This window comes from Pseudomonas sp. BF-RE-21 (assembly GCF_019947305.1).
Taxonomy (GTDB): domain Bacteria; phylum Pseudomonadota; class Gammaproteobacteria; order Pseudomonadales; family Pseudomonadaceae; genus Aquipseudomonas; species Aquipseudomonas migulae.
Genome location: NZ_JAGYGF010000007.1, coordinates 39,276 through 57,697 on the forward strand (window position 1 = coordinate 39,276; position 18,422 = coordinate 57,697).

16 protein-coding genes are annotated in these 18,422 nt (G+C 60.5%); 4 read left to right on the forward strand and 12 right to left on the reverse strand.

The window, feature by feature from the left end; genetic code table 11:
* Window positions 1-179 precede the first annotated feature (179 nt).
* The 3 genes from holA to leuS all read right to left on the reverse strand — a co-directional run bounded on the left by holA (window position 180) and on the right by leuS (window position 4,556).
* Window positions 180-1,217, reverse strand: a complete 1,038-nt coding sequence (gene holA, locus KGB25_RS07555; RefSeq protein WP_008035107.1) for a DNA polymerase III subunit delta — start codon at window positions 1,215-1,217, stop codon at window positions 180-182.
* Between the two features lie 39 nt (window positions 1,218-1,256).
* On the reverse strand, window positions 1,257-1,862 hold the full coding sequence (lptE, locus tag KGB25_RS07560; protein ID WP_008044550.1) for an LPS assembly lipoprotein LptE: 606 nt from the start codon (window positions 1,860-1,862) through the stop codon (window positions 1,257-1,259).
* 87 nt (window positions 1,863-1,949) lie between these two features.
* On the reverse strand, window positions 1,950-4,556 hold the full coding sequence (gene leuS / locus KGB25_RS07565; RefSeq protein ID WP_008044551.1) for a leucine--tRNA ligase: 2,607 nt from the start codon (window positions 4,554-4,556) through the stop codon (window positions 1,950-1,952).
* 279 nt (window positions 4,557-4,835) lie between these two features.
* Between leuS and KGB25_RS07570 the strand changes: the two genes are divergently transcribed.
* Together KGB25_RS07570 and KGB25_RS07575 are read left to right on the forward strand one after the other, a co-directional pair.
* On the forward strand, window positions 4,836-5,156 hold the full coding sequence (locus KGB25_RS07570; RefSeq protein WP_008044553.1) for a hypothetical protein: 321 nt from the start codon (window positions 4,836-4,838) through the stop codon (window positions 5,154-5,156).
* Between the two features lie 107 nt (window positions 5,157-5,263).
* On the forward strand, window positions 5,264-6,025 hold the full coding sequence (locus tag KGB25_RS07575; RefSeq protein ID WP_223434720.1) for a YdcF family protein: 762 nt from the start codon (window positions 5,264-5,266) through the stop codon (window positions 6,023-6,025).
* A 125-nt stretch (window positions 6,026-6,150) separates the two neighbouring features.
* Here the strand turns inward: KGB25_RS07575 and lnt are convergent, their stop codons facing one another.
* From lnt to miaB, 5 genes are all read right to left on the reverse strand, one after another.
* The gene (gene lnt / locus KGB25_RS07580; RefSeq protein ID WP_223434721.1) at window positions 6,151-7,674 is read right to left on the reverse strand and encodes an apolipoprotein N-acyltransferase; all 1,524 of its coding nucleotides are present in this window, start codon (window positions 7,672-7,674) and stop codon (window positions 6,151-6,153) included.
* Between the two features lie 8 nt (window positions 7,675-7,682).
* On the reverse strand, window positions 7,683-8,522 hold the full coding sequence (locus KGB25_RS07585) for an HlyC/CorC family transporter (RefSeq protein ID WP_008035118.1): 840 nt from the start codon (window positions 8,520-8,522) through the stop codon (window positions 7,683-7,685).
* Between the two features lie 5 nt (window positions 8,523-8,527).
* Window positions 8,528-9,022 (reverse strand): rRNA maturation RNase YbeY, encoded by a 495-nt coding sequence (ybeY, locus tag KGB25_RS07590; RefSeq protein ID WP_008035119.1) that lies wholly within the window; start codon window positions 9,020-9,022, stop codon window positions 8,528-8,530.
* Window positions 9,015-10,019: a PhoH family protein gene (locus tag KGB25_RS07595; protein WP_032829221.1), complete on the reverse strand. Its 1,005-nt coding sequence runs from the start codon at window positions 10,017-10,019 to the stop codon at window positions 9,015-9,017. The genes ybeY and KGB25_RS07595 overlap by 8 nt, the downstream gene beginning before the upstream one ends.
* Before the next feature lie 220 nt (window positions 10,020-10,239).
* A complete protein-coding gene (gene miaB / locus KGB25_RS07600; RefSeq protein ID WP_032832882.1) occupies window positions 10,240-11,568 on the reverse strand; it encodes a tRNA (N6-isopentenyl adenosine(37)-C2)-methylthiotransferase MiaB in 1,329 nt (442 codons plus the stop codon).
* A gap of 135 nt (window positions 11,569-11,703) precedes the next feature.
* Between miaB and KGB25_RS07605 the strand changes: the two genes are divergently transcribed.
* Entirely contained in the window at window positions 11,704-12,033 is a 330-nt protein-coding gene (locus KGB25_RS07605) for a DUF1820 family protein (RefSeq protein ID WP_007894425.1), read from the forward strand.
* Between the two features lie 119 nt (window positions 12,034-12,152).
* Here KGB25_RS07605 and KGB25_RS07610 read toward each other — a convergent pair whose 3' ends face one another.
* The 4 genes from KGB25_RS07610 to KGB25_RS07625 form a co-directional block, all read right to left on the reverse strand.
* Complete coding sequence (locus tag KGB25_RS07610; RefSeq protein WP_008035122.1) at window positions 12,153-12,707, reverse strand: tetratricopeptide repeat protein; 555 nt, start codon at window positions 12,705-12,707, stop codon at window positions 12,153-12,155.
* Window positions 12,708-12,932: 225 nt separating this feature from the next.
* A complete protein-coding gene (hemL, locus tag KGB25_RS07615; RefSeq protein ID WP_008035126.1) occupies window positions 12,933-14,216 on the reverse strand; it encodes a glutamate-1-semialdehyde 2,1-aminomutase in 1,284 nt (427 codons plus the stop codon).
* A gap of 15 nt (window positions 14,217-14,231) precedes the next feature.
* On the reverse strand, window positions 14,232-14,855 hold the full coding sequence (thiE, locus tag KGB25_RS07620; protein WP_008044565.1) for a thiamine phosphate synthase: 624 nt from the start codon (window positions 14,853-14,855) through the stop codon (window positions 14,232-14,234).
* An 18-nt stretch (window positions 14,856-14,873) separates the two neighbouring features.
* Window positions 14,874-15,671, reverse strand: coding sequence for a hydroxymethylpyrimidine/phosphomethylpyrimidine kinase (locus KGB25_RS07625; protein ID WP_008044566.1), 798 nt, complete (start codon window positions 15,669-15,671; stop codon window positions 14,874-14,876).
* A 314-nt stretch (window positions 15,672-15,985) separates the two neighbouring features.
* On the opposite strand from KGB25_RS07625, the gene KGB25_RS07630 reads away from it, so the two are divergent.
* Window positions 15,986-18,370 carry a hybrid sensor histidine kinase/response regulator gene (locus KGB25_RS07630; RefSeq protein WP_223434722.1) on the forward strand — a complete coding sequence of 795 codons (2,385 nt, stop codon included), beginning with the start codon at window positions 15,986-15,988 and terminating at the stop codon, window positions 18,368-18,370.
* Window positions 18,371-18,422: the final 52 nt, after the last annotated feature.

Sequence of the window (18,422 nt, forward strand, 5' to 3'; positions counted from 1 at the left end):
CTCGATTGAGTGGGGTTTTGCGGGGGAAATAATCTGCCGAAGTTGGGGTTCTGTCTAGACCCCACATTGCGTAGGACCTTTCGGACGTCTTCGCGGGCAAGCCTCGCTCCTACAGATCCGATGCTAAACCTTGTAGGAGCGAGGCTTGCCCGCGAATGGCCGTGATGCGGTCGAACGCCTTACTCGGCAGGCAATGTCAGCCGCTGTCCGGCCATCAACAACGACAACCGACTCAAACTCATCCACGGCGAACCCGCCGCCTGACCTTTGATCTGTGCGTCGATGCGCTGTGCTTCCAACAACAACTGTGCCCAGCGTTGCGCCGAGTAACGTTGCAAGGCTTTGCTCATCAACGGTTTGCGTTTGTCCCAGACCGGCGGTCGGGCAGAGCTGAAGGCTTTGTCCAGCGGCACGCCCTGGCTGTATTGCAGCGAGAGGTTGGCCAGCAAGCGCAGTTCCCGGGCCAGCGCCCAGAGAATCACCGGCGGTTCGACGCCTTCACCGCGCAGCCCTTCGAGCATGCGCAGGGCGTGGGCGGCTTCGCCGTTGAGAATCGCGTCGGTCAGGCCAAAGACATCGAAGCGCGCGCTGTCGGCCACCGCGGCTTGCACGGTTTCGACGGTAATCTGCCCGCCTTCAGCCATCAGCTTGAGCTTTTCGATCTCTTGCGCGGCCGCCAGCAAGTTGCCCTCGACTCGCGCGGCGATCAGTTCCACGGCGTCCTGGCTGGCGGACAGGCCTGCCTGGGACAAGCGCTGCCGGATCCAGCCCGGCAACTGGCTGGCGTCCACCGGCCAGATTTGCACGAATTGAGTGTGCTGACCTTCGACCAGCGCCTTGCCCCACTTGGTTTTCTGCGCGCTGCCGTCGAGCTTCGGCAGGCTGATCAGCAACACGGTGTCTTCGGCCGGTCGCGAGCAGTACTCGATGAATGCGGCTGCGCCTTTGTCACCGGGTTTGCCGGATGGCAGACGCAGTTCCAGCAGGCGTTTTTCAGCGAACAACGACATGCTTGCGCCGGCTTGCAGCAGCGTTCCCCAGTCGAAACTGGCTTCGGCGGCGAACACCTGGCGTTCATCGAAGCCCTGTTGACGGGCGGCTGCGCGAATGGCGTCGGCGGCTTCCTGACACAGCAGCGGATCGTCGCCACTGATGATGTAGACCGGCGCGAGCGTACCTTGCAGGTGTTTGGCGAGTTGGGCGGGGGCGAGTTTCATAGGCGAGGGCAAACGGGGCGCCTGAGCGCCCCGTAAGTCTTATTGCTGCGGGATTTCGACAGGCGACTGACGCGGCGTTTCCGCTTCAGCCTTTTGCGCTGCTTCAAGTGCCGCGGCTTCAGCCTTGGCCCTGGCTTCGGCAGTCTCTTGCAACTGATCCAGCTGAGATGGCGTGAGCTGTTGCATGCGGATCATCATGCGTTGAACCATTTCACGACGCGTGTCCCTGCGGGCATCGGCGGCTTCCTGGTCGGAACCCACCAGGTTGTTGCCGTCGTGAATGAAGACTCGCTGCGTTTCAATCTTGTCGCTCACCAGCAGCAGGTCGTTCCGACCCAGGATGACGTAGTCGAGCACGGTATTCAGTTCATACTCGCCAGTACGGCCGGCGCCTGCGTAGCTGAGAATGCGCTGGGTTTCTTTTTCGTCGGCCAGCACCAGTTTGTAAGGTGCGCCGCTGTGGACATTGATGCCGCTGTTTTCCATCACCTGACGCATGAGCGTCACGGTTTCACCGTAGGAATTGCGCGCGCTCAGGTCGATTTCCTTGATCGCCATTTCATAGGTGCCGGTGCCGCGCAGCTGGAAACCGCAGGCGCTCAACAGGACCGCGAGGCCCATCACCAGCAAATTGCGTTTGATCATCTTGTTGCTCCCCTTGAAACCATGTGGGCCGATCATGCGGCCCGAAAGGTTTTACTCGGCGCCAGGCTCACCTGGCGCCTGATCCAATTAGCTGGCGACGATATTGACCAGTTTCCCGGGCACTACGATCACTTTACGAATAGTCAGGCCGTCGACAAAACGCAGCACGTTTTCGTTGATGCGGGCAGCGGCTTCGATCTCTTCACGAGTCGCGCTGGCCGGCATTTCGATCTGGCCGCGCAGCTTGCCGTTGACCTGGATAACCAGTGTCAGGCTGTCCTGCACCAGTGCGCTGTCGTCCAGCACTGGCCAACCGGCGTCGATCACCGGATCGGCGTGACCCAGGCGATGCCACAGCTCATGGCTGATGTGCGGGGTGATCGGAGCCAGCAACAGCGTCACGGTTTCCAGACCTTCGTGAACCAGCGCGCGATCCTGTTCGGTCGCTTGCGGGGCTTTTTCCAACACGTTCATCAGCGTCATCACCTGGGCGATGGCGGTGTTGAATTTGTGGTTCTGGCCAACGTCGTGGCTGGCCTGTTTGATGGCCTGGTGGATCGAACGGCGAATGACTTTCTGCTCGTCGTTCAGGCTGGCGATGTCCAGTTTGCCCGGCAGACCCTGAGTCACGTGGGCCTGAGCCAGACGCCAGACGCGCTTGAGGAAGCGGTGCGAACCTTCTACACCGGAGTCGGACCATTCCGCGCTCATGTCAGGCGGCGAGGCGAACATCATGAACAGGCGGCAGGTGTCTGCGCCGAACTGGTCAATCATCGACTGAGGGTCAACGCCATTGTTCTTCGACTTGGCCATCTTCTCGGTGCCGCCGATTTCCACCGGCAGGCCGTCGGCGATCAACTTGGCGCTGATGACCTTGGCCTTGCTGTCGCGTTCGAGTTCGACGTCCGCCGGGTTGAACCAGGTGTAAGCACCATTGGCTTCGCGACGATAGTAAGTCTCGGCGATCACCATGCCCTGGGTCAGCAGGTTCTTGAACGGCTCGTTGGAGCTCACCAGGCCTTCGTCGCGCATCAGCTTGTGGAAGAAGCGCGCGTAGAGCAGGTGAAGAATCGCGTGTTCGATACCGCCGATGTACTGATCCACCGGCAGCCAATGGTCGGCTGCGGATTTCTCCACCAGGCCGCCTTCATAGTGCGGCGAGGCGTAACGGGCGTAGTACCACGAGGACTCGACGAAGGTGTCCATGGTGTCGGTTTCACGCTTGGCCGGTGCGCCGCATTTCGGGCAAGTGCACTCGTAGAACTCGGGCATGCGGGCCAATGGCGAACCGGCGCCGTCCGGCACCACGTCTTCCGGCAGTACGACAGGTAGCTGGTCTTCCGGGACCGGCACGTCACCGCAGGTGCCGCAGTGGATGATCGGGATCGGGCAGCCCCAGTAACGCTGACGGCTGATGCCCCAGTCGCGCAGGCGGAACTGGGTGCGCGAGGCGCCGAGGTTTTTCTTGATCAGCGCGACTTCGATGGCGTCGAAAGCGCCTGCGAAGTCGAGGCCGTCAAATTCGCCGGAGTTGATCAGCGTGCCGTGTTCGCCGTAGGCGTCTTGCCACGGCGCCGGATTGGTGTCGCCTGAACTGGTGCGCACCACCGATTTGACCGGCAGGTTGTACTTGTGGGCGAACTCGAAATCACGCTCGTCGTGCGCTGGAACCGCCATGACGGCGCCGTCGCCGTAGTGCATCAGCACATAGTTGGCGACCCACACTGGCAGTTTCTCGCCGGTCAGCGGGTGCTCGACGAACAGGCCGGTCGGCAGGCCTTTTTTCTCTTGGGTGGCGACGTCGGCTTCAGCGACGCTGCCGCCCTTGCATTCAGCGATGAACGCTTGCAGCTCGGGATTGTTCTGTGCGGCCAGGGTGGCCAGGTGGTGTTCGGCGGCCACGGCGACGTAGGTCGCGCCCATCAGGGTGTCCGGACGGGTGGTGAAGACTTTCAGCGCGCCGGCTTCGCCGATGGAATCGACGTTGTACGGGAACTGTACTTCCATGCCGCGGGACTTGCCGATCCAGTTGCGCTGCATGGTCTTGACCTGTTCAGGCCAGCCCGGCAGATCGTCGAGACTCTCCAGCAGTTCATCCGCGTACGCGGTGATCTTGAAGTAGTACATCGGGATTTCGCGTTTTTCGATCAGCGCGCCGGAACGCCAGCCGCGACCGTCGATCACTTGCTCGTTGGCCAGGACGGTCTGGTCGACCGGGTCCCAGTTCACGGTGCCGCTCTTTTTGTAGATCACGCCTTTTTCGAACAGGCGAGTGAACAGCCATTGTTCCCAGCGGTAGTAATCGGGCTTGCAGGTGGTCACTTCACGCGACCAGTCCACCGCCAGGCCCAGGCTGCGCAGCTGGGATTTCATGTAGGCGATGTTTTCGTAGGTCCACTTGGCGGGCGCTACGTTGTTCTTCATCGCGGCGTTTTCCGCCGGCATGCCGAAGGCGTCCCAACCCATGGGTTGCAGGACGTTCTTGCCTTGCATGCGCTGGTAGCGGGAGATCACGTCGCCGATGGTGTAGTTGCGCACATGCCCCATGTGTAGCTTGCCGCTGGGGTAAGGGAACATCGACAGGCAATAGAACGTCTCCTTGCCTGGCTGTTCACTGACTTCAAAGGACTTTTGCTCGTCCCAGAACGACTGGGCGGCGGCTTCGATTTCACGGGGCTGATATTGTTCGTGCATGGCTACTTTTGAACTGAATAGGGGTGGCCTAATCCTCTTCAATGCGACGCTGGACGGTGATCACGCCAAATCGGCGTTTCGGTGCCCAGACGAGCTGGAAGTGGAGTTACAGGAAGCGCCGTAGCATACATGACCGCACTCTACCGAGGGAAACCCTGATTACTGCCGCGCGTCTCGCAGAAATGGCTGCGAGGGCCGTTGGTCGCGGCGTTCAGCCGGTTTGTTCATGGAAGCTAAGCTCTAAATGGGGAGTGAGTCTTATCTTCAATGAGGTGAGGGATGGTTGAGTCACAGCAAAAAGTTACAAAACCGGAGTTGTACGAAAGACTGATCGATCGTCTGGGATTGGCCTTGGACGCGGCAAAAACCGCTGGCCGGTTGCGCGATGAACGTCCCCTGGAGCTGGAGCTGCGTGGCCTGAGCCCCGCAGAGTTTGAACTGGTCAAGGCGTATCTGGATCGCAGTGAACGTGAAACACACGGATGCTTGTCAGAAGCAGTGAAGCAACTCGACGCACCACGTTCGGCCAAGATCATCTGGCTCAAGGACAAGGCACCCGGCAAAGACGCGGTAAAGGTCCGGTCTCTGCAATTCAAGTAAGGGCACTTGAACCCATGGCGTGTGGTTTTTTAAAGCATAGTCCTTTCGCATTTGTTGTCGCATTGCGTCAACCCACTTAGGCTTCGAGCATCTTCAGGAGATGCTCGATGCCTTTTCGTTACTTCGTTAAACACCTTCTCATGCCGCCCGGCATTTTGTTGCTGTTGTTGGTGCTTGCCTGGTGGTTTCGCCGCTCAAGACCGCGCCTTGCCGGTGTGTGCTTTGCGCTGGGGGCGGGCGGCTTCTGGCTGATGAGCCTGCCGGTGGCTGTGCAATGGGGCGCCAAAGCCCTGGAGCGCGAGCCGCCGCTGGCTCGCGAGGAGTGGGCAACCCTGGCTCAGCGCGCCGACGCGATCATCGTGCTCGGTGCGGGGCGCGAACGTGGCGACCTGGCCTGGGGCGCCGACCAGCCGACCGGTGTCGCGCTGGAGCGCGAACGTTATGCGGCGCGGCTGGCGAAGGCGTCGGGCTTGCCGATCCTGACCAGCGGCGGATTGCATTACGGGACGCCGCCGAGCGAAGCCAGGTTGATGGCCGATTCGTTGCGCGATGATTTCGGCGTGACCGTGCGCTGGCAGGAAGAGCGCAGCCGCACCACGTGGGAGAACGCTCAATTCAGTGCTGAAGTGTTGTTGCCGGAAGGGGTCAAGCGCGTGGTCGTTGTCACCCAGGCCTGGCACATGCCGCGAGCGGTCTGGAGTTTTCAGAAGGCAGGTTTTGAGGTGGTGGCGGCACCGATGGGGTTTCTCGGGGTGGATAATGCCCGGCCGCTGGCTGGCTGGGTCCCGGAATTCAAGTCGATCTGGCAAAGCGGGATGTTGTTGAATGAGGCGGCGGGGCAGGTGGGGTATCCGCTGTTTTACCGATAGCCCAAAACTTGCACATTCCCTATAGGAGCGAGCTTGCTCGCGATGAGTCTGAAAGCGGCGCTTGTTTGCGGCAAACACGCGTCATCGTTCACGTCCATCGCGAGCAAGCTCGCTCCTACAGAGATTCAGACGGTTTTGGCCATCCGGTTCGCGACCAGCGCCCAGCCGAACAACAACACGCACGCGATGATCAGCGGCCACGAACGCCATTCAAGATACGGCGTCAGGTTGTGCATTGGCACTACTTCGCCATACAGAATGCCGCGTTCGAACTGTGGGATCTGGACAGTGATCTGCCCAAACGGGTTGATCAGGCCGGTGACGCCGTTGTTGGTGGCGCGGATCATCCAGCGACCGGCCTCAAGTGCGCGCATCTGCGCCATCTGCAAGTGTTGCAGCGGGCCGATGGAGGTGCCAAACCAGGTGTCGTTGCTGATGGTCAGCAACAGATCGCTGCGAGCGGCAAGGCTGGCGGCGAATTCCGGATAAACCACCTCGTAGCAGATGAACGGCGCAATCTGATAACCCTTGGCTTGCAGCATCGCCTGGTCGGCGGGGCCGCGGGCAAAGTCCGACATCGGCAAATCGAAGAACGCGATCAGCCCGCGCAGCACTTCCTGCAACGGTACGTACTCACCGAACGGCACCAGTTTCTGCTTGAGGTACGTGCCATCGCCTTCACCCACTACGGTAATGCCGTTGTAGAAGCGCTTCTGGTGGTGAACCTCTTCACGGATCGGTACGCCGGTAATCAGCGCGCTCTTACGTTCTGCGGCGAAGTTTCCCATCATGTTCAGGTAGCCCTGGGCGGACTCCTTGAGCACCGGGACGGCGGTTTCCGGCCAGATCAGCAGGTCGACCGGCTTGGAGCTGAAGCTCATGTCGCGGTACAGCGCCAGTTGCGCATTGAGCTGCGCCGGGTCCCACTTCATGCTTTGTTCGATATTGCCTTGAATCGCCGCGACGCTCAGCGGCTCGCCGGCCGGGGTGGTCCAGGCATGGCCTTTGAGTGCGATGCCGGCGACCCAAGGGCCGAGCAACAGCAATACGCCGGCGGCGATGAAGCCTTTGCGACCCGCTTTCACCAGGCGCAAGGCGTTGTAGATCAGTGCGGCGGTCAGGGCCAGGGTAAAGGAAATCAGCCACATCCCGCCCACGGGTGCGAGCCCGGCCAACGGGCCGTCGAGCTGGCTGTAACCGGAGTAGAGCCACGGGAAACCGGTCAGGAACCAGCCACGAAACGCTTCCTGGCCGACCCACAACGCCGCAAATGCCAGGGCATCGGCCAGCGGCGCCTCGTTGCGTCGCAGCCAGCGCGCCCAGATCCAGGCGGGCAGGGCGAAAAACCAGGCAATCGCTGCGGTGAAGAGCAGCATCAGGAACCCGGCCAGCAGCACGGAAGCGCCACCGAAGTTGTGAATGCTGTAGTAGATCCAGCTGGTGCCCGCGCCAAACAGACCAAAACCGAAGCACCAGCCACGGCCCAGGGCCTGACGTGGGTTCAGTTCGCGCAAACCGGCATAAAAGAACCCGACCGCCAGCAGTGCCAGCGGCCAGATATCGAACGGCGCCAGGGCCAGGGTGGTGAGTGCACCGGCCGCCACGGCCAGCAGGTTACCGGGCCAGCCGGGGCGGGTTACGCGGAGCATGTCAGTCCTTAACGGGCAATTGGAGTCAGGCGCAAGAGGTGGATTCGACGGCTGTCCGCATTGAGGATACGGAAGCGGTAAGGGCCGATTTCAGTGATTTCATTGCGTTTTGGCAAGTGCCCGAACGCGCTCATCACCAGGCCGCCAACGGTGTCGAATTCGTCGTCGGAGAACTCGCTGTCGAAGAATTCGTTGAAGTTCTCGATCGGCGTCAGGGCCTTGACCAGGAAATCACCGCTGGGCAGCGGCTTGATGTAGCTGTCTTCCTCGACGTCATGCTCGTCTTCGATGTCGCCGACGATCTGTTCCAGCACGTCTTCGATGGTCACCAGACCCGCCACGCCGCCGTATTCGTCGATGACGATGGCCATGTGGTTGTGGTTGGCGCGGAATTCGCGCAGCAGCACGTTCAGGCGCTTGGACTCGGGCACGAAGGTGGCCGGGCGCAGCAGGTCCTTGATGTTGAAGCTGTCGCCGTTCTCCCTGAGGATCAACGGCAGCAAGTCCTTGGCCAGCAACACGCCCATCACGTCATCGTGGCTTTCGCCGATGACCGGGTAGCGGGAGTGGGCCGAGTCGACCACGGCGGGCAAAAACTCGCGGGGTGTCTGGGTCGCCTTGATGCTGATCATCTGCGAACGCGGGACCATGATGTCCCGTACTTGCAGGTCTGCAACCTGGATGGCGCCTTCGACGATGGCCAGCGCTTCGCTGTCCAGCAACTTGTTTTGATGTGCATCGCGCAGGAGCTCCAGCAGCTCCTGACGGTTCTTCGGCTCGTGGGCAAAAGCCTGGGTGAGCTTACCCAGCCATGACTTCTGCCCGTTGCTCGATCGATCTTCGCTCATAGCGATTACTCTGAATCCTTTGTTGTAACGATAGGGGATGTTTCTGTTTCGTCGTCCGCGTACGGGTCGGGGTAGCCCAACTCAGCAAGCAACGTTCGTTCCAGTGCTTCCATTTCTTCGGCTTCGTCGTCATCTATATGGTCGTAACCCAGCAGATGCAAGCAGCCGTGAATGACCAGATGTGCCCAGTGGGCCTTGGGTTCCTTGCCTTGTTCGGCGGCTTCGCGCTCGACCACCGCCACGCAGATCACCAGATCGCCCAGCAGCGGGATGTCGAGAAACTCGTCAGGCACATCGGCAGGAAACGACAGCACGTTGGTGGCGTAGTCCTTTTGCCGCCAGGTGTGATTCAGCTCGCGCCCCTCCGCTTCGTCGACCAGGCGAATGGTCATTTCGGAGTCGGCGGTGCGCTGGCGCAGGGCCAGTTCACACCATTGGCGGAACTCGGCTTCACTTGGCGCAGATGCTTCGGTGGCCAGTTGCAGATCAAGCTCAAGCATCGCGGCGGCTGTCCTTTGGTGTTTCGTCTGCCCCGCGATTCTCGAAGCGCTCGTAGGCTTCGACGATCCGCTGCACCAGTGGATGGCGCACGACGTCCTTGGGCATGAAATGGGTGAAGCTGATGCCCGGTACGTCTTTCAGCACTTCGATCACGTGGTGCAGCCCGGACTTGGTGCCTTTCGGCAGGTCGACCTGGGTGATGTCACCGGTGATGACCGCTGTGGAACCGAAGCCGATCCGGGTCAGGAACATCTTCATCTGCTCGACGGTGGTGTTCTGGCTTTCGTCGAGGATGATGAAGCTGTTGTTCAGCGTGCGACCGCGCATGTAGGCCAGCGGCGCGACTTCGATTACCTGGCGCTCGATCAGCTTGGCGACGTATTCGAAGCCGAGCATTTCGTAGAGTGCGTCGTAGAGCGGTCGCAGGTACGGGTCGATCTTTTGCGACAGGTCGCCGGGCAGGAAGCCGAGTTTTTCGCCCGCTTCAACCGCCGGGCGCACCAGCAGGATGCGGCGGATCTGCTCGCGTTCCAATGCATCTACCGCGCAGGCAACGGCCAGGTAGGTCTTGCCGGTACCGGCCGGACCGATGCCGAAGTTGATGTCGTTGCCGAGGATTTCCTTCACGTAGCGCAGCTGATTCAAGCCGCGAGGGCGAATCATGCCTTTTTTGGTGCGCAGGGCCACGGAGGGTTCGGACGGCGAAACGTTGTCCAGCTCTTCGACGGCCGATTCCTGCAGGAACAGGTGAACCATGTCCGGCGACAGCTCGGTACCCTTGGTTTCCCGGTACAGGCGGCGCAGGAGATTTTCCGCGGAGGTGGTGTGTTTGGGGTCGCCGATCAGCTCGAACTGATTTCCGCGGTTGCGGATTTCGATGGTCAGGCGTTGCTCGATCAAGCGCAGGTGCTCGTCGAACATCCCGCACAGATTGGCAAAGCGGCGAGCCTCAAAGGGCTCGAGGATAAAACGATGTGGTTCTATGGGTGCGTTCAAGGTCGTATTTAGCCGCCCTGGGGCAATTAAGATGAAATCAAGGATAACGCCAGTGGCCTGGGTGCGAAAGCTCTTAAATAATCCAGTGCCAAACACCGTCCCCTGTAGGAGCGAGCGGTGCGGCGATCCGACTTGCCCGCGAAGAACGATAACGCGGTCCGTATGACAGATCGCGGCGCAGCCTTCGCGGGCAAGCCTCGCTCCTACAGGTTTTGTGGTGTCATTGAATTAGAGAGCCGCGCAGCGAGTGCGGTTGTGCCGCATCGATATGCACGTCGGCAAACTGACCTATCAGGGTTGGATTGTCGCAGCGGAAGTTGACGATCCGGTTATTCTCGGTCCGGCCCTGCAGCTCGCCGGGGTCTTTTTTCGAGTAATCGGTCACCAGGATCCGCTGGACCGAACCGACCATTTGTCGGCTGATCTCGAAACCTTGCTGGTTCAGGCGATGTTGCAAGGCGTTCAGGCGTTCTTTTTTCAGTTCTTCCGGCGTTTCGTCGGCCAGATCGGCCGCCGGCGTGCCTGGGCGCTGGCTATAGACGAACGAATAGGAGAAGTCGAAACCGACGTCTTCGATCAGCTTCATGGTCTGTTCGAAGTCTTTTTCGGTCTCGCCCGGGAAGCCGACGATGAAGTCCGAGCTGATGCAGATCCCCGGAACGGCGGCGCGCAGTTTGCGCAGTTTGGATTTGTATTCCAGCGCCGTGTGGTTGCGCTTCATCGCCGACAGAATGCGGTCCGAACCCGATTGCACCGGCAAGTGCAGGTGTTTCACCAGTTCCGGTACCTCGGCGTGGGCCTGGATCAGGCTGTCGGAGAACTCCAGCGGGTGGGAAGTGGTGTAGCGGATGCGGTCGATGCCATCGACAGCGGCGACCACGCGGATCAGCTCGGCGAGGTCCGCCAGGCGACCATCGTGAGTGGTCCCGCGATAACCGTTGACGTTCTGGCCCAGCAACGTCACTTCACGCACGCCGTTTTCTGCGAGGTGGATGATCTCGGCAATCACGTCATCGAACGGGCGGCTGACTTCTTCGCCGCGGGTGTAGGGCACCACGCAGAATGTGCAGTACTTGCTGCAACCTTCCATCACCGACACATAAGCGCTCGGGCCATCGATGCGCGGCTCGGGCAGATGGTCGAATTTTTCGATTTCCGGGAACGAGACGTCGACTTGCGGCAGCTTGGTAGCGCGGGCGGCGTCGATCATTTCCGGCAGACGGTGCAGGGTTTGTGGGCCGAACACCACGTCGACGTACGGTGCGCGATCGCGGATGGCGGCGCCTTCCTGGCTGGCGACGCAACCGCCGACGGCGATCACCATCTCCGGGTTCGCCAGTTTCAGTTCGCGCCAGCGGCCGAGCTGGGAATACACCCGGTCCTGGGCGCGTTCACGGATCGAGCAGGTGTTGAGCAGGATCACGTCGGCGTCTTCAGCGCGAGCGGTGACTTCCAGGGCCTGATGTTCACCCAGCAGATCAACCATGCGCGAGCTGTCGTACTCGTTCATCTGGCAACCGTGGGTTTCGATGTAAAGCTTCTTGGCCATGGATACAGTCATCACGTGATTCAAAGAACCGCGCATTATAGGGAACATGTCCCAAGGTTCCTACCGTTGCGCGTCCGGTGGCTATGCTATAGTTCGCGCCCTCATTTTTATCCCCCGATGTGTTGCTCGCCCACCATGACCAAACGTGAAGCTCCAATCTACAAGGTGATTTTCCTCAATCAGGGCCAGGTGTACGAAATGTACGCCAAGCAGATCTATCAAAGTGATCTGTGGGGCTTCCTGGAAGTGGAAGAGTTCGTCTTTGGCGAGCGCACGCAAGTGGTCGTCGACCCGAGCGAAGAGAAGCTCAAGGCTCAGTTCGAGGGCGTGGTGCGCAGTTTTGTGCCGATGCATTCGATCGTGCGCATCGACGAAGTCGAGCGTCTGGGCACCCCGAAAATCAGCGAAGCCCGTGGCGCGGTCGGCAATGTGATGCCGTTTCCGATGCCGATGCCTGAGAAGTAAGGCTCAAGACCGGGTCGCGCCCTTCGCGGGCAAGCCTCGCTCCTACAGGTTATGTGTGCGCATAAGACCTGTAGGAGCGAGGCTTGCCCGCGAAGGGGCCAGAAAGATCGAGGCAGAAATCAGGGAAGAGGCGAAAACGGCGTACGCCCATCGGCGCTTTGCAATTCCATCAGGTACTTGCGGAAGATCTGCCCAAGCACCTGAGTCGCCACTTCAAGCTCTTCACGCGGCATCTTCTCGGCGACTTCATCCGCCGTATCCAGCGCTTCTTCCGCACCATTGACCGCCGCCATTTTCAGCACGATGTATGCCTGAACGTTATTGGCCGGTACACCTTCGCCGTGGAAGAACATGGTGCCGAGTTTGAATTGCGCCTGGGCATGGCCTTGCAGCGAGGCCTTTTCGAAGTAGTCCAGGGCTTTTTTCAGATCGCGCGGGGTGTTTTTGCCGTCGTAGTAGAACTCACCCAACTCGTATTGCGCTTGCGCATCCCCTTCATCCGACGCTTTCTGACAGGCGGCGAGCGCCTGTGCCAGGTCTTGCGGCTGGGTATTGAGGGTGCAGCGACCCATCGCTGGGATTAACAACGAGTTGCCGCCTGCTTGTGCGAGCGCGAGCAGGGGCTGAAGGAGCAACAGGCAGCCCATTGCAAGGGCGCGGCCGGTGCGGTTCATGGGAATCGACTTACCTCTGAAGGGCGCGCGGACCCAACGAGGGGATCCAATAAGCGCGCATTATGAAATAAGCAGGGCCAACCTTACAAAGTCTTTACTCGTTTTTCTGCTGCACGGGGAATATATCGCCCACTTTACGGGGGATTATTGGCAGGTGAGTAGGAAAAGAGGCGGGAATGTAGGTGAAAGCTGACGCTGGCAATCGCCAACGTCAGCGGTACAACGTTATTTCAATGCAGCGAAGGCGCGCTCGGCGGCATCCAGGGTCAGTTTCAACTCGGCTTCGCCATGGGCGATCGAGGTGAAGCCGGCTTCGAATGCACTTGGCGCCAGGTACACGCCACCTTCGAGCATCAGGTGGAAGAAACGGCCGAACAGCTTCGCGTCGCTGGCCATCACGTCATCGAAGGTGACGATGTCGTCGGCGCCGCTGAAGTACAAGCCGAACATGCCACCGGCCTGGGTGGTCACGAACGGAATGCCGGCGGCGTCGGCGCGCTGTTGCAGGCCATCGAGCAGGCGGCTGGTGTAGTCGCTCAGTTCGGCGTGGAAGCCTGGGCGGCTGATCAGGCGCAAGGTCGTCAGACCGGCCGCCATTGCCAGCGGGTTACCCGACAAGGTGCCAGCCTGGTACACCGGGCCCAGTGGCGCGATGTGCGACATGATTGCGCGTTTGCCGCCGAAGCAGCCAACCGGCATGCCGCCACCGATGATCTTGCCGAACGTGGTCAGGTCTGGCGTAACGCCGTAATGCGCTTGAGCACCGCCGAGGGCAACGCGGAAACCGGTCATCACTTCGTCGAAAATCAGCACCACGCCGTGCTTGTCGCACAGGGTTCGCAGGCCTTCGAGGAAGCCCGGTGCCGGCGGTACGCAGTTCATGTTGCCGGCCACCGGCTCGACGATGATGCAGGCCACGTCCTGGCCCACTTCAGCGAGCATGGTTTCCACGGCGTCGATGTCGTTGAACGGCAGGGTCAGGGTGTGTTTGGCGAAGGCCGCCGGTACACCGGCCGAGCTCGGCACACCTTGGGTCAGGGCGCCGGAACCTGCTTTAACCAGCAGGCTGTCGGAGTGACCGTGGTAGCAGCCTTCGAACTTGATGATGCTGTCGCGACCGGTGAAACCACGGGCCAGGCGAATCGCGCTCATGGTCGCTTCGGTGCCGGAGCTGACCATGCGCACCATTTCCATCGATGGGACGATCGAGCAGACCAGGTCGGCCATCTCGGTTTCCATCTCGGTCGGGGCGCCATAGGACAAGCCGTGTTCCAGCTGCTTGCGCACCGCGTCCAGCACGTCCGGGTGGCTGTGGCCGAGGATCATCGGCCCCCAGGAACCAACGTAATCCACATAACGCTTGTCGTCTTCGTCGGTGACGTAGGCGCCTTCAGCGTGTTTGAAAAACAGGGGGGTGCCGCCAACGCTCTTGAACGCGCGAACAGGCGAATTCACGCCACCGGGAATGTGTTTCTGGGCATTGGCAAACAGCGTTTCGGAACGAGACATGATGGGGCTCTCAAATCAGATTTTTAGTAATTCGTTAAATGCGCGGGCGCGGCGGGTCACTTCAGCCGTGCTCTCGGCGCCAAACAGGCCGTGGACCACCGCCAGCAGATCGACCCCGTGGGCCACCAGCGGGGCGGCGTTTTCCAGGGTGATGCCGCCGATCGCGCAGATCGGCAGGTGCAATGTGCTGCGGGCCTGGTCGAGCAGTTCGAGGCTGCAAGTCGGTGCGCCGGGTTTGGTACTGGAATTGAAGAAACGGCCGAAGGCGACATAACTGGCGCCTTCTTTGGCCGCTTGTTCGGCGAGTTCGAGTTGCGCGTGACAGGTCGAACCGATGATCGCCTGGCGACCGAGCAACGCACGGGCCGGGGTCAGCGGGCCGTCGGTCTGGCCCAGGTGCACGCCGACGTTCAGGCGTGCGGCCAGTTCGGCATCGTCATTGATGATCAGATGGGTCTTGTAGCGTTCGCACAGATCGCGCAGGGCTTCAGCTTCACGCAGACGGCGGGCCTCGTCGCTGCTCTTGTCGCGGTATTGCAGCAGGGTGACGCCGCCTTCCAGCGCCGCCTCCACGTACGAAAGAAATTTACCGGCCAGTAACTGGCTGTCGGTAATGGCGTACAGGCCACGTAGTTTCATCGGGCAAGCCTCATGGCGTTACGAACAGAAATCCAGTGGCAGGCGGCGCGGCACGAACTGGCCTTTGCCCAACTGCTCGGCATCGCGCAGGGTGCGCCACGTGTAGTTAAGCGCGCTCTGCACGGCACTGATGAGGTTTTCACCCTGGGCCAGACGACCGGCGAGGGCGCTCGCCAATGTGCAACCCGAACCGTGGTAACTGCCGGGCAAGCGCTGGCAGGTATAGGTTTCGCGCAGACCGTCGCGGCTGTACAGGCGATTGTGTATTTCGTGTTCATCACCGTGGCCGCCGGTGATCAGCAGGTGTTTGACGAACGGCAGGAGTTTTTCAGCGCACTCGTCGGCGGTGCCTTCTGGCAGTTCAGCGAGGATGCGGGCTTCGGGAAGGTTAGGGGTGGCGATGATAGCCAGGGGCAGCAAGCGTTCGCGCATGGCGTAGCCGACTTCGTCCTTGCCCAGTCGTCCGCCGCCGCCGGCGCGCAGCACCGGGTCGCAGACCATCGGCAAATGCGGGTGCGCCTGAAGCAGTTCGACGACGGTGTCGACCATTTCCAGGGAACCGAGCATGCCCAGCTTGACGGCGGCGACTTCGGAGTCGTTGAGCACGGCGTTGGCCTGAGCCAGCACCCACTCACGGTCGAGGACGCGGAAATCCGTGACGTTGACCGTGTCTTGCACGGTCAGGGCGGTGACGGCCGGAGCCGCATGACATCCCTGGGCAAGCAGGGCTTCGATATCTGCCTGCAAGCCGGCGCCACCACTTGGGTCGTGGCCGGAGAGACAGAGGACAACGGGGCGAGAGCTGTAGATATTCATGGTGCGCGAGCTTACCACCAAACATCGATTTTCGGGTGCAGTGCCCGCCAGGTCTGCCGATAGAGTGTTATGGGCTGGAAATGCAGTCGTCCGGGATTGTCACAATCTGACCGAGCAAACAGCTCTGGCTCTATATTCTTCTCTGGAACACCCGTTCTAGAGCCTTTCCAAGAAAAATTTCAATGGTGTTCAATGGCCATCAACGGCTATGCTAGAGTGGATCCAAACCAATAACAGGTAATGCCGGTTTTACGTCTACTCAAAAGGAATGAGGGGCTTCCTGAGATAACCGGACAGGCCACGCTGGGGCTTAAATGCGCTATTTGCTGATGTTGCTGTTTTGCTTGCCCCTCATGGCAAGCGCAGTCGAGTTCGATGAGTTCACTCAAAGCCTGCCCTTGGGCCGAACCCTGCAAGTGTTCGAAGACGCCGATGGTCAGGCGAGCATTGCCGATATCCGCGCGCAAGCCGCTGCCGGACACTTCAAGCCCCATGACAAGGCCACGCTCAACGCCGGTTACTCGCGTTCGGTGTTCTGGCTGAAAATCGACCTGCATTACCGCCCGACCAATCCGGCTGCACAGCGGACGTGGCTGCTGGAACTGGCCTATCCGCCCCTCGATCACCTTGATCTGTATTTGCCTGATGCCGGCGGTAGCTATCAATTGGCCCGTCAGACCGGCGACGCCTTGCCGTTCAGCAGTCGCGAGATTCGCCAGAACAACTACCTGTTCGATCTGAACTTCACGCCCGACCAAGCGCAAACCGTGTACTTGCGCCTGCAAAGCGAAGGGTCGATCCAGGCGCCGGTCACGTTGTGGTCGAGCACCGCGTTCCTCGAAGAACAGCCGGTGCGGCTTTATGTGTTGGGCCTGATTTACGGCGTGTTGCTGGGGATGCTGGTCTACAACCTGTTCATCTACCTCAGCGTGCGCGACACCAGCTACCTCTATTACATCTTTTATATTGCCTCGTTCGGCCTGTATCAGCTGTCGGTGAATGGCGCGGCCGTAGAGTATTTCTGGCCAGACAACCCGTGGTGGGCCAACGCCGCGACGCCGTTTTTCATTGGTTGTGCAGGGCTGTTCGGCAGCCAGTTTGCGCGCAGCTTCCTGCAAACGGCGACCCTCAGCCGCTGGCTCGATCGCCTGCTGCTGGCGTTGATTGCGTTCAGTGCGGTCGTCGTCGGGTTGTCATTGATGACCAGTTACGCCCTGGCCCTGCGCCTGGCGACGACGCTGGCCCTGTCGTTCACCGTGGTGATTTTCGCCGCAGGGTTTTTCGCCTGGTGGCGCGGCTTGCGGGTGGCGCGTTATTTCATCATCGCCTGGTCGGCGTTTTTGCTCGGCGGCATCATCAATACGATGATGGTGCTGGGTTACCTGCCGAACGTATTCCTGACCATGTATTCCAGCCAGATCGGTTCGGCGATTGAAGTGGCGCTGCTGTCCCTGGCCCTGGCCGACCGCATCAACGCCATGCGCGAGCAACAGGCGCAAACCTTGTTCGATGCTGGCCAGAAGCTTGAAGTGCTCAACCAGCAACTGGCGCACAGTAACAAGCTCAAGGATGAATTCCTCGCCACGCTGACCCACGAATTGCGCACCCCCATGAACGGCGTGATCGGTTCGCTGGAATTGATGCAAACCGTCGAGATGGACCCGGAGCTGGAGCAATACCAGCAAACGGCCGCCGGTTCGGCACGCGACATGATGCGCATGGTCAACGGCATTCTTACCCTGACCGAATTGCAGGCCGGCAAGCTCAAGGCTTCGGCGTCCACCTTCAGTTTGCGCAGCGTGGTCGATACCTTGCGCGTGCAGTTCGAAGGCAACGCGTCGGGCAAGTCGCTGGACTTCAAGGTCGAGGTGACACCGGGCCTGCCGGACCGCTTGTACGGCGATAACGTCAAGTTGGCGCAATGCCTGGAATGCCTGCTGGATAACGCGATCAAGTTCACGCGAGTGGGCGGGGTGGCGCTGCGGGTCTCGGGTAAAAACGCGGAGCCCGGCAAGCTGGCATTGTCCTTTGCGGTGATCGACACCGGCATCGGTTTCACCGATCTGGGCGAGGCGACGCTGTATCAGCGGTTCTTCCAGCTCGACGGCTCGATGACCCGTGAATATGGCGGCCTCGGTGTCGGCCTGGCGATCTGTCGACAACTGGTCGACCTGCTCGGCGGGAACCTCACGCACCGCTCCGAGCCTGGTCGCGGCAGCCGCTTCCAGCTTGACGTCGAGTTTGAATTGCCGGTGGTCGAGCGCGTGACAACGCCATTGATGACCCGGGAATTCCCGCGTCTGCGCTTGCCTCAGGACTGCACGGTGCTGCTGGTGGACGACAACAGCATCAATCAATTGGTGATGCGCGGCATGTTGCTCAAGCTCGGGTTTCGGGTCCGTACGGCGGATAACGGGGTGGCCGCGCTGGAAGTCCTGCAGCGTGAAACCTTCGACGCTGTACTCCTCGATTGTCAGCTACCGCCCCTCGACGGGGAGTCTGTCTGCTGCCAGATCCGGGACTTGCCGGGGTGTGCCGAATTGCCGGTGTTCATGATTGCCTTGAGTGCTGATCGGGAGCGCTGCCCAACCGGTGCCTTGATCGATTACCTGAGCAAACCGGTGAAATTCGAAGATTTGCAGGCCGCGTTGTATCGACGGGTGCTTTGTCCAAAACAAGGCGAAAGCGCCGACAGTTAGGCGGATATGCCACTTTGTTCGGCCTCGGGGCAGTGCTTAACTGAACTCCTTG

Bases quoted from the DNA above. Each gene is read 5' to 3' on its own strand.
- ybeY (WP_008035119.1), bottom strand. From the start codon at position 9,022: ATGCTTGAGCTTGATCTGCAACTGGCCACCGAAGCATCTGCGCCAAGT.
- KGB25_RS07585 (WP_008035118.1), bottom strand. From the start codon at position 8,522: ATGAGCGAAGATCGATCGAGCAACGGGCAGAAGTCATGGCTGGGTAAG.
- thiE (WP_008044565.1), bottom strand. From the start codon at position 14,855: ATGAAACTACGTGGCCTGTACGCCATTACCGACAGCCAGTTACTGGCC.
- holA (WP_008035107.1), bottom strand. From the start codon at position 1,217: ATGAAACTCGCCCCCGCCCAACTCGCCAAACACCTGCAAGGTACGCTC.
- KGB25_RS07570 (WP_008044553.1), top strand. From the start codon at position 4,836: ATGGTTGAGTCACAGCAAAAAGTTACAAAACCGGAGTTGTACGAAAGA.
- leuS (WP_008044551.1), bottom strand. From the start codon at position 4,556: ATGCACGAACAATATCAGCCCCGTGAAATCGAAGCCGCCGCCCAGTCG.
- lnt (WP_223434721.1), bottom strand. From the start codon at position 7,674: ATGCTCCGCGTAACCCGCCCCGGCTGGCCCGGTAACCTGCTGGCCGTG.
- KGB25_RS07625 (WP_008044566.1), bottom strand. From the start codon at position 15,671: ATGAATATCTACAGCTCTCGCCCCGTTGTCCTCTGTCTCTCCGGCCAC.
- hemL (WP_008035126.1), bottom strand. From the start codon at position 14,216: ATGTCTCGTTCCGAAACGCTGTTTGCCAATGCCCAGAAACACATTCCC.
- KGB25_RS07630 (WP_223434722.1), top strand. From the start codon at position 15,986: ATGCGCTATTTGCTGATGTTGCTGTTTTGCTTGCCCCTCATGGCAAGC.
- KGB25_RS07575 (WP_223434720.1), top strand. From the start codon at position 5,264: ATGCCTTTTCGTTACTTCGTTAAACACCTTCTCATGCCGCCCGGCATT.
- lptE (WP_008044550.1), bottom strand. From the start codon at position 1,862: ATGATCAAACGCAATTTGCTGGTGATGGGCCTCGCGGTCCTGTTGAGC.
- miaB (WP_032832882.1), bottom strand. From the start codon at position 11,568: ATGGCCAAGAAGCTTTACATCGAAACCCACGGTTGCCAGATGAACGAG.
- KGB25_RS07605 (WP_007894425.1), top strand. From the start codon at position 11,704: ATGACCAAACGTGAAGCTCCAATCTACAAGGTGATTTTCCTCAATCAG.
- KGB25_RS07610 (WP_008035122.1), bottom strand. From the start codon at position 12,707: ATGAACCGCACCGGCCGCGCCCTTGCAATGGGCTGCCTGTTGCTCCTT.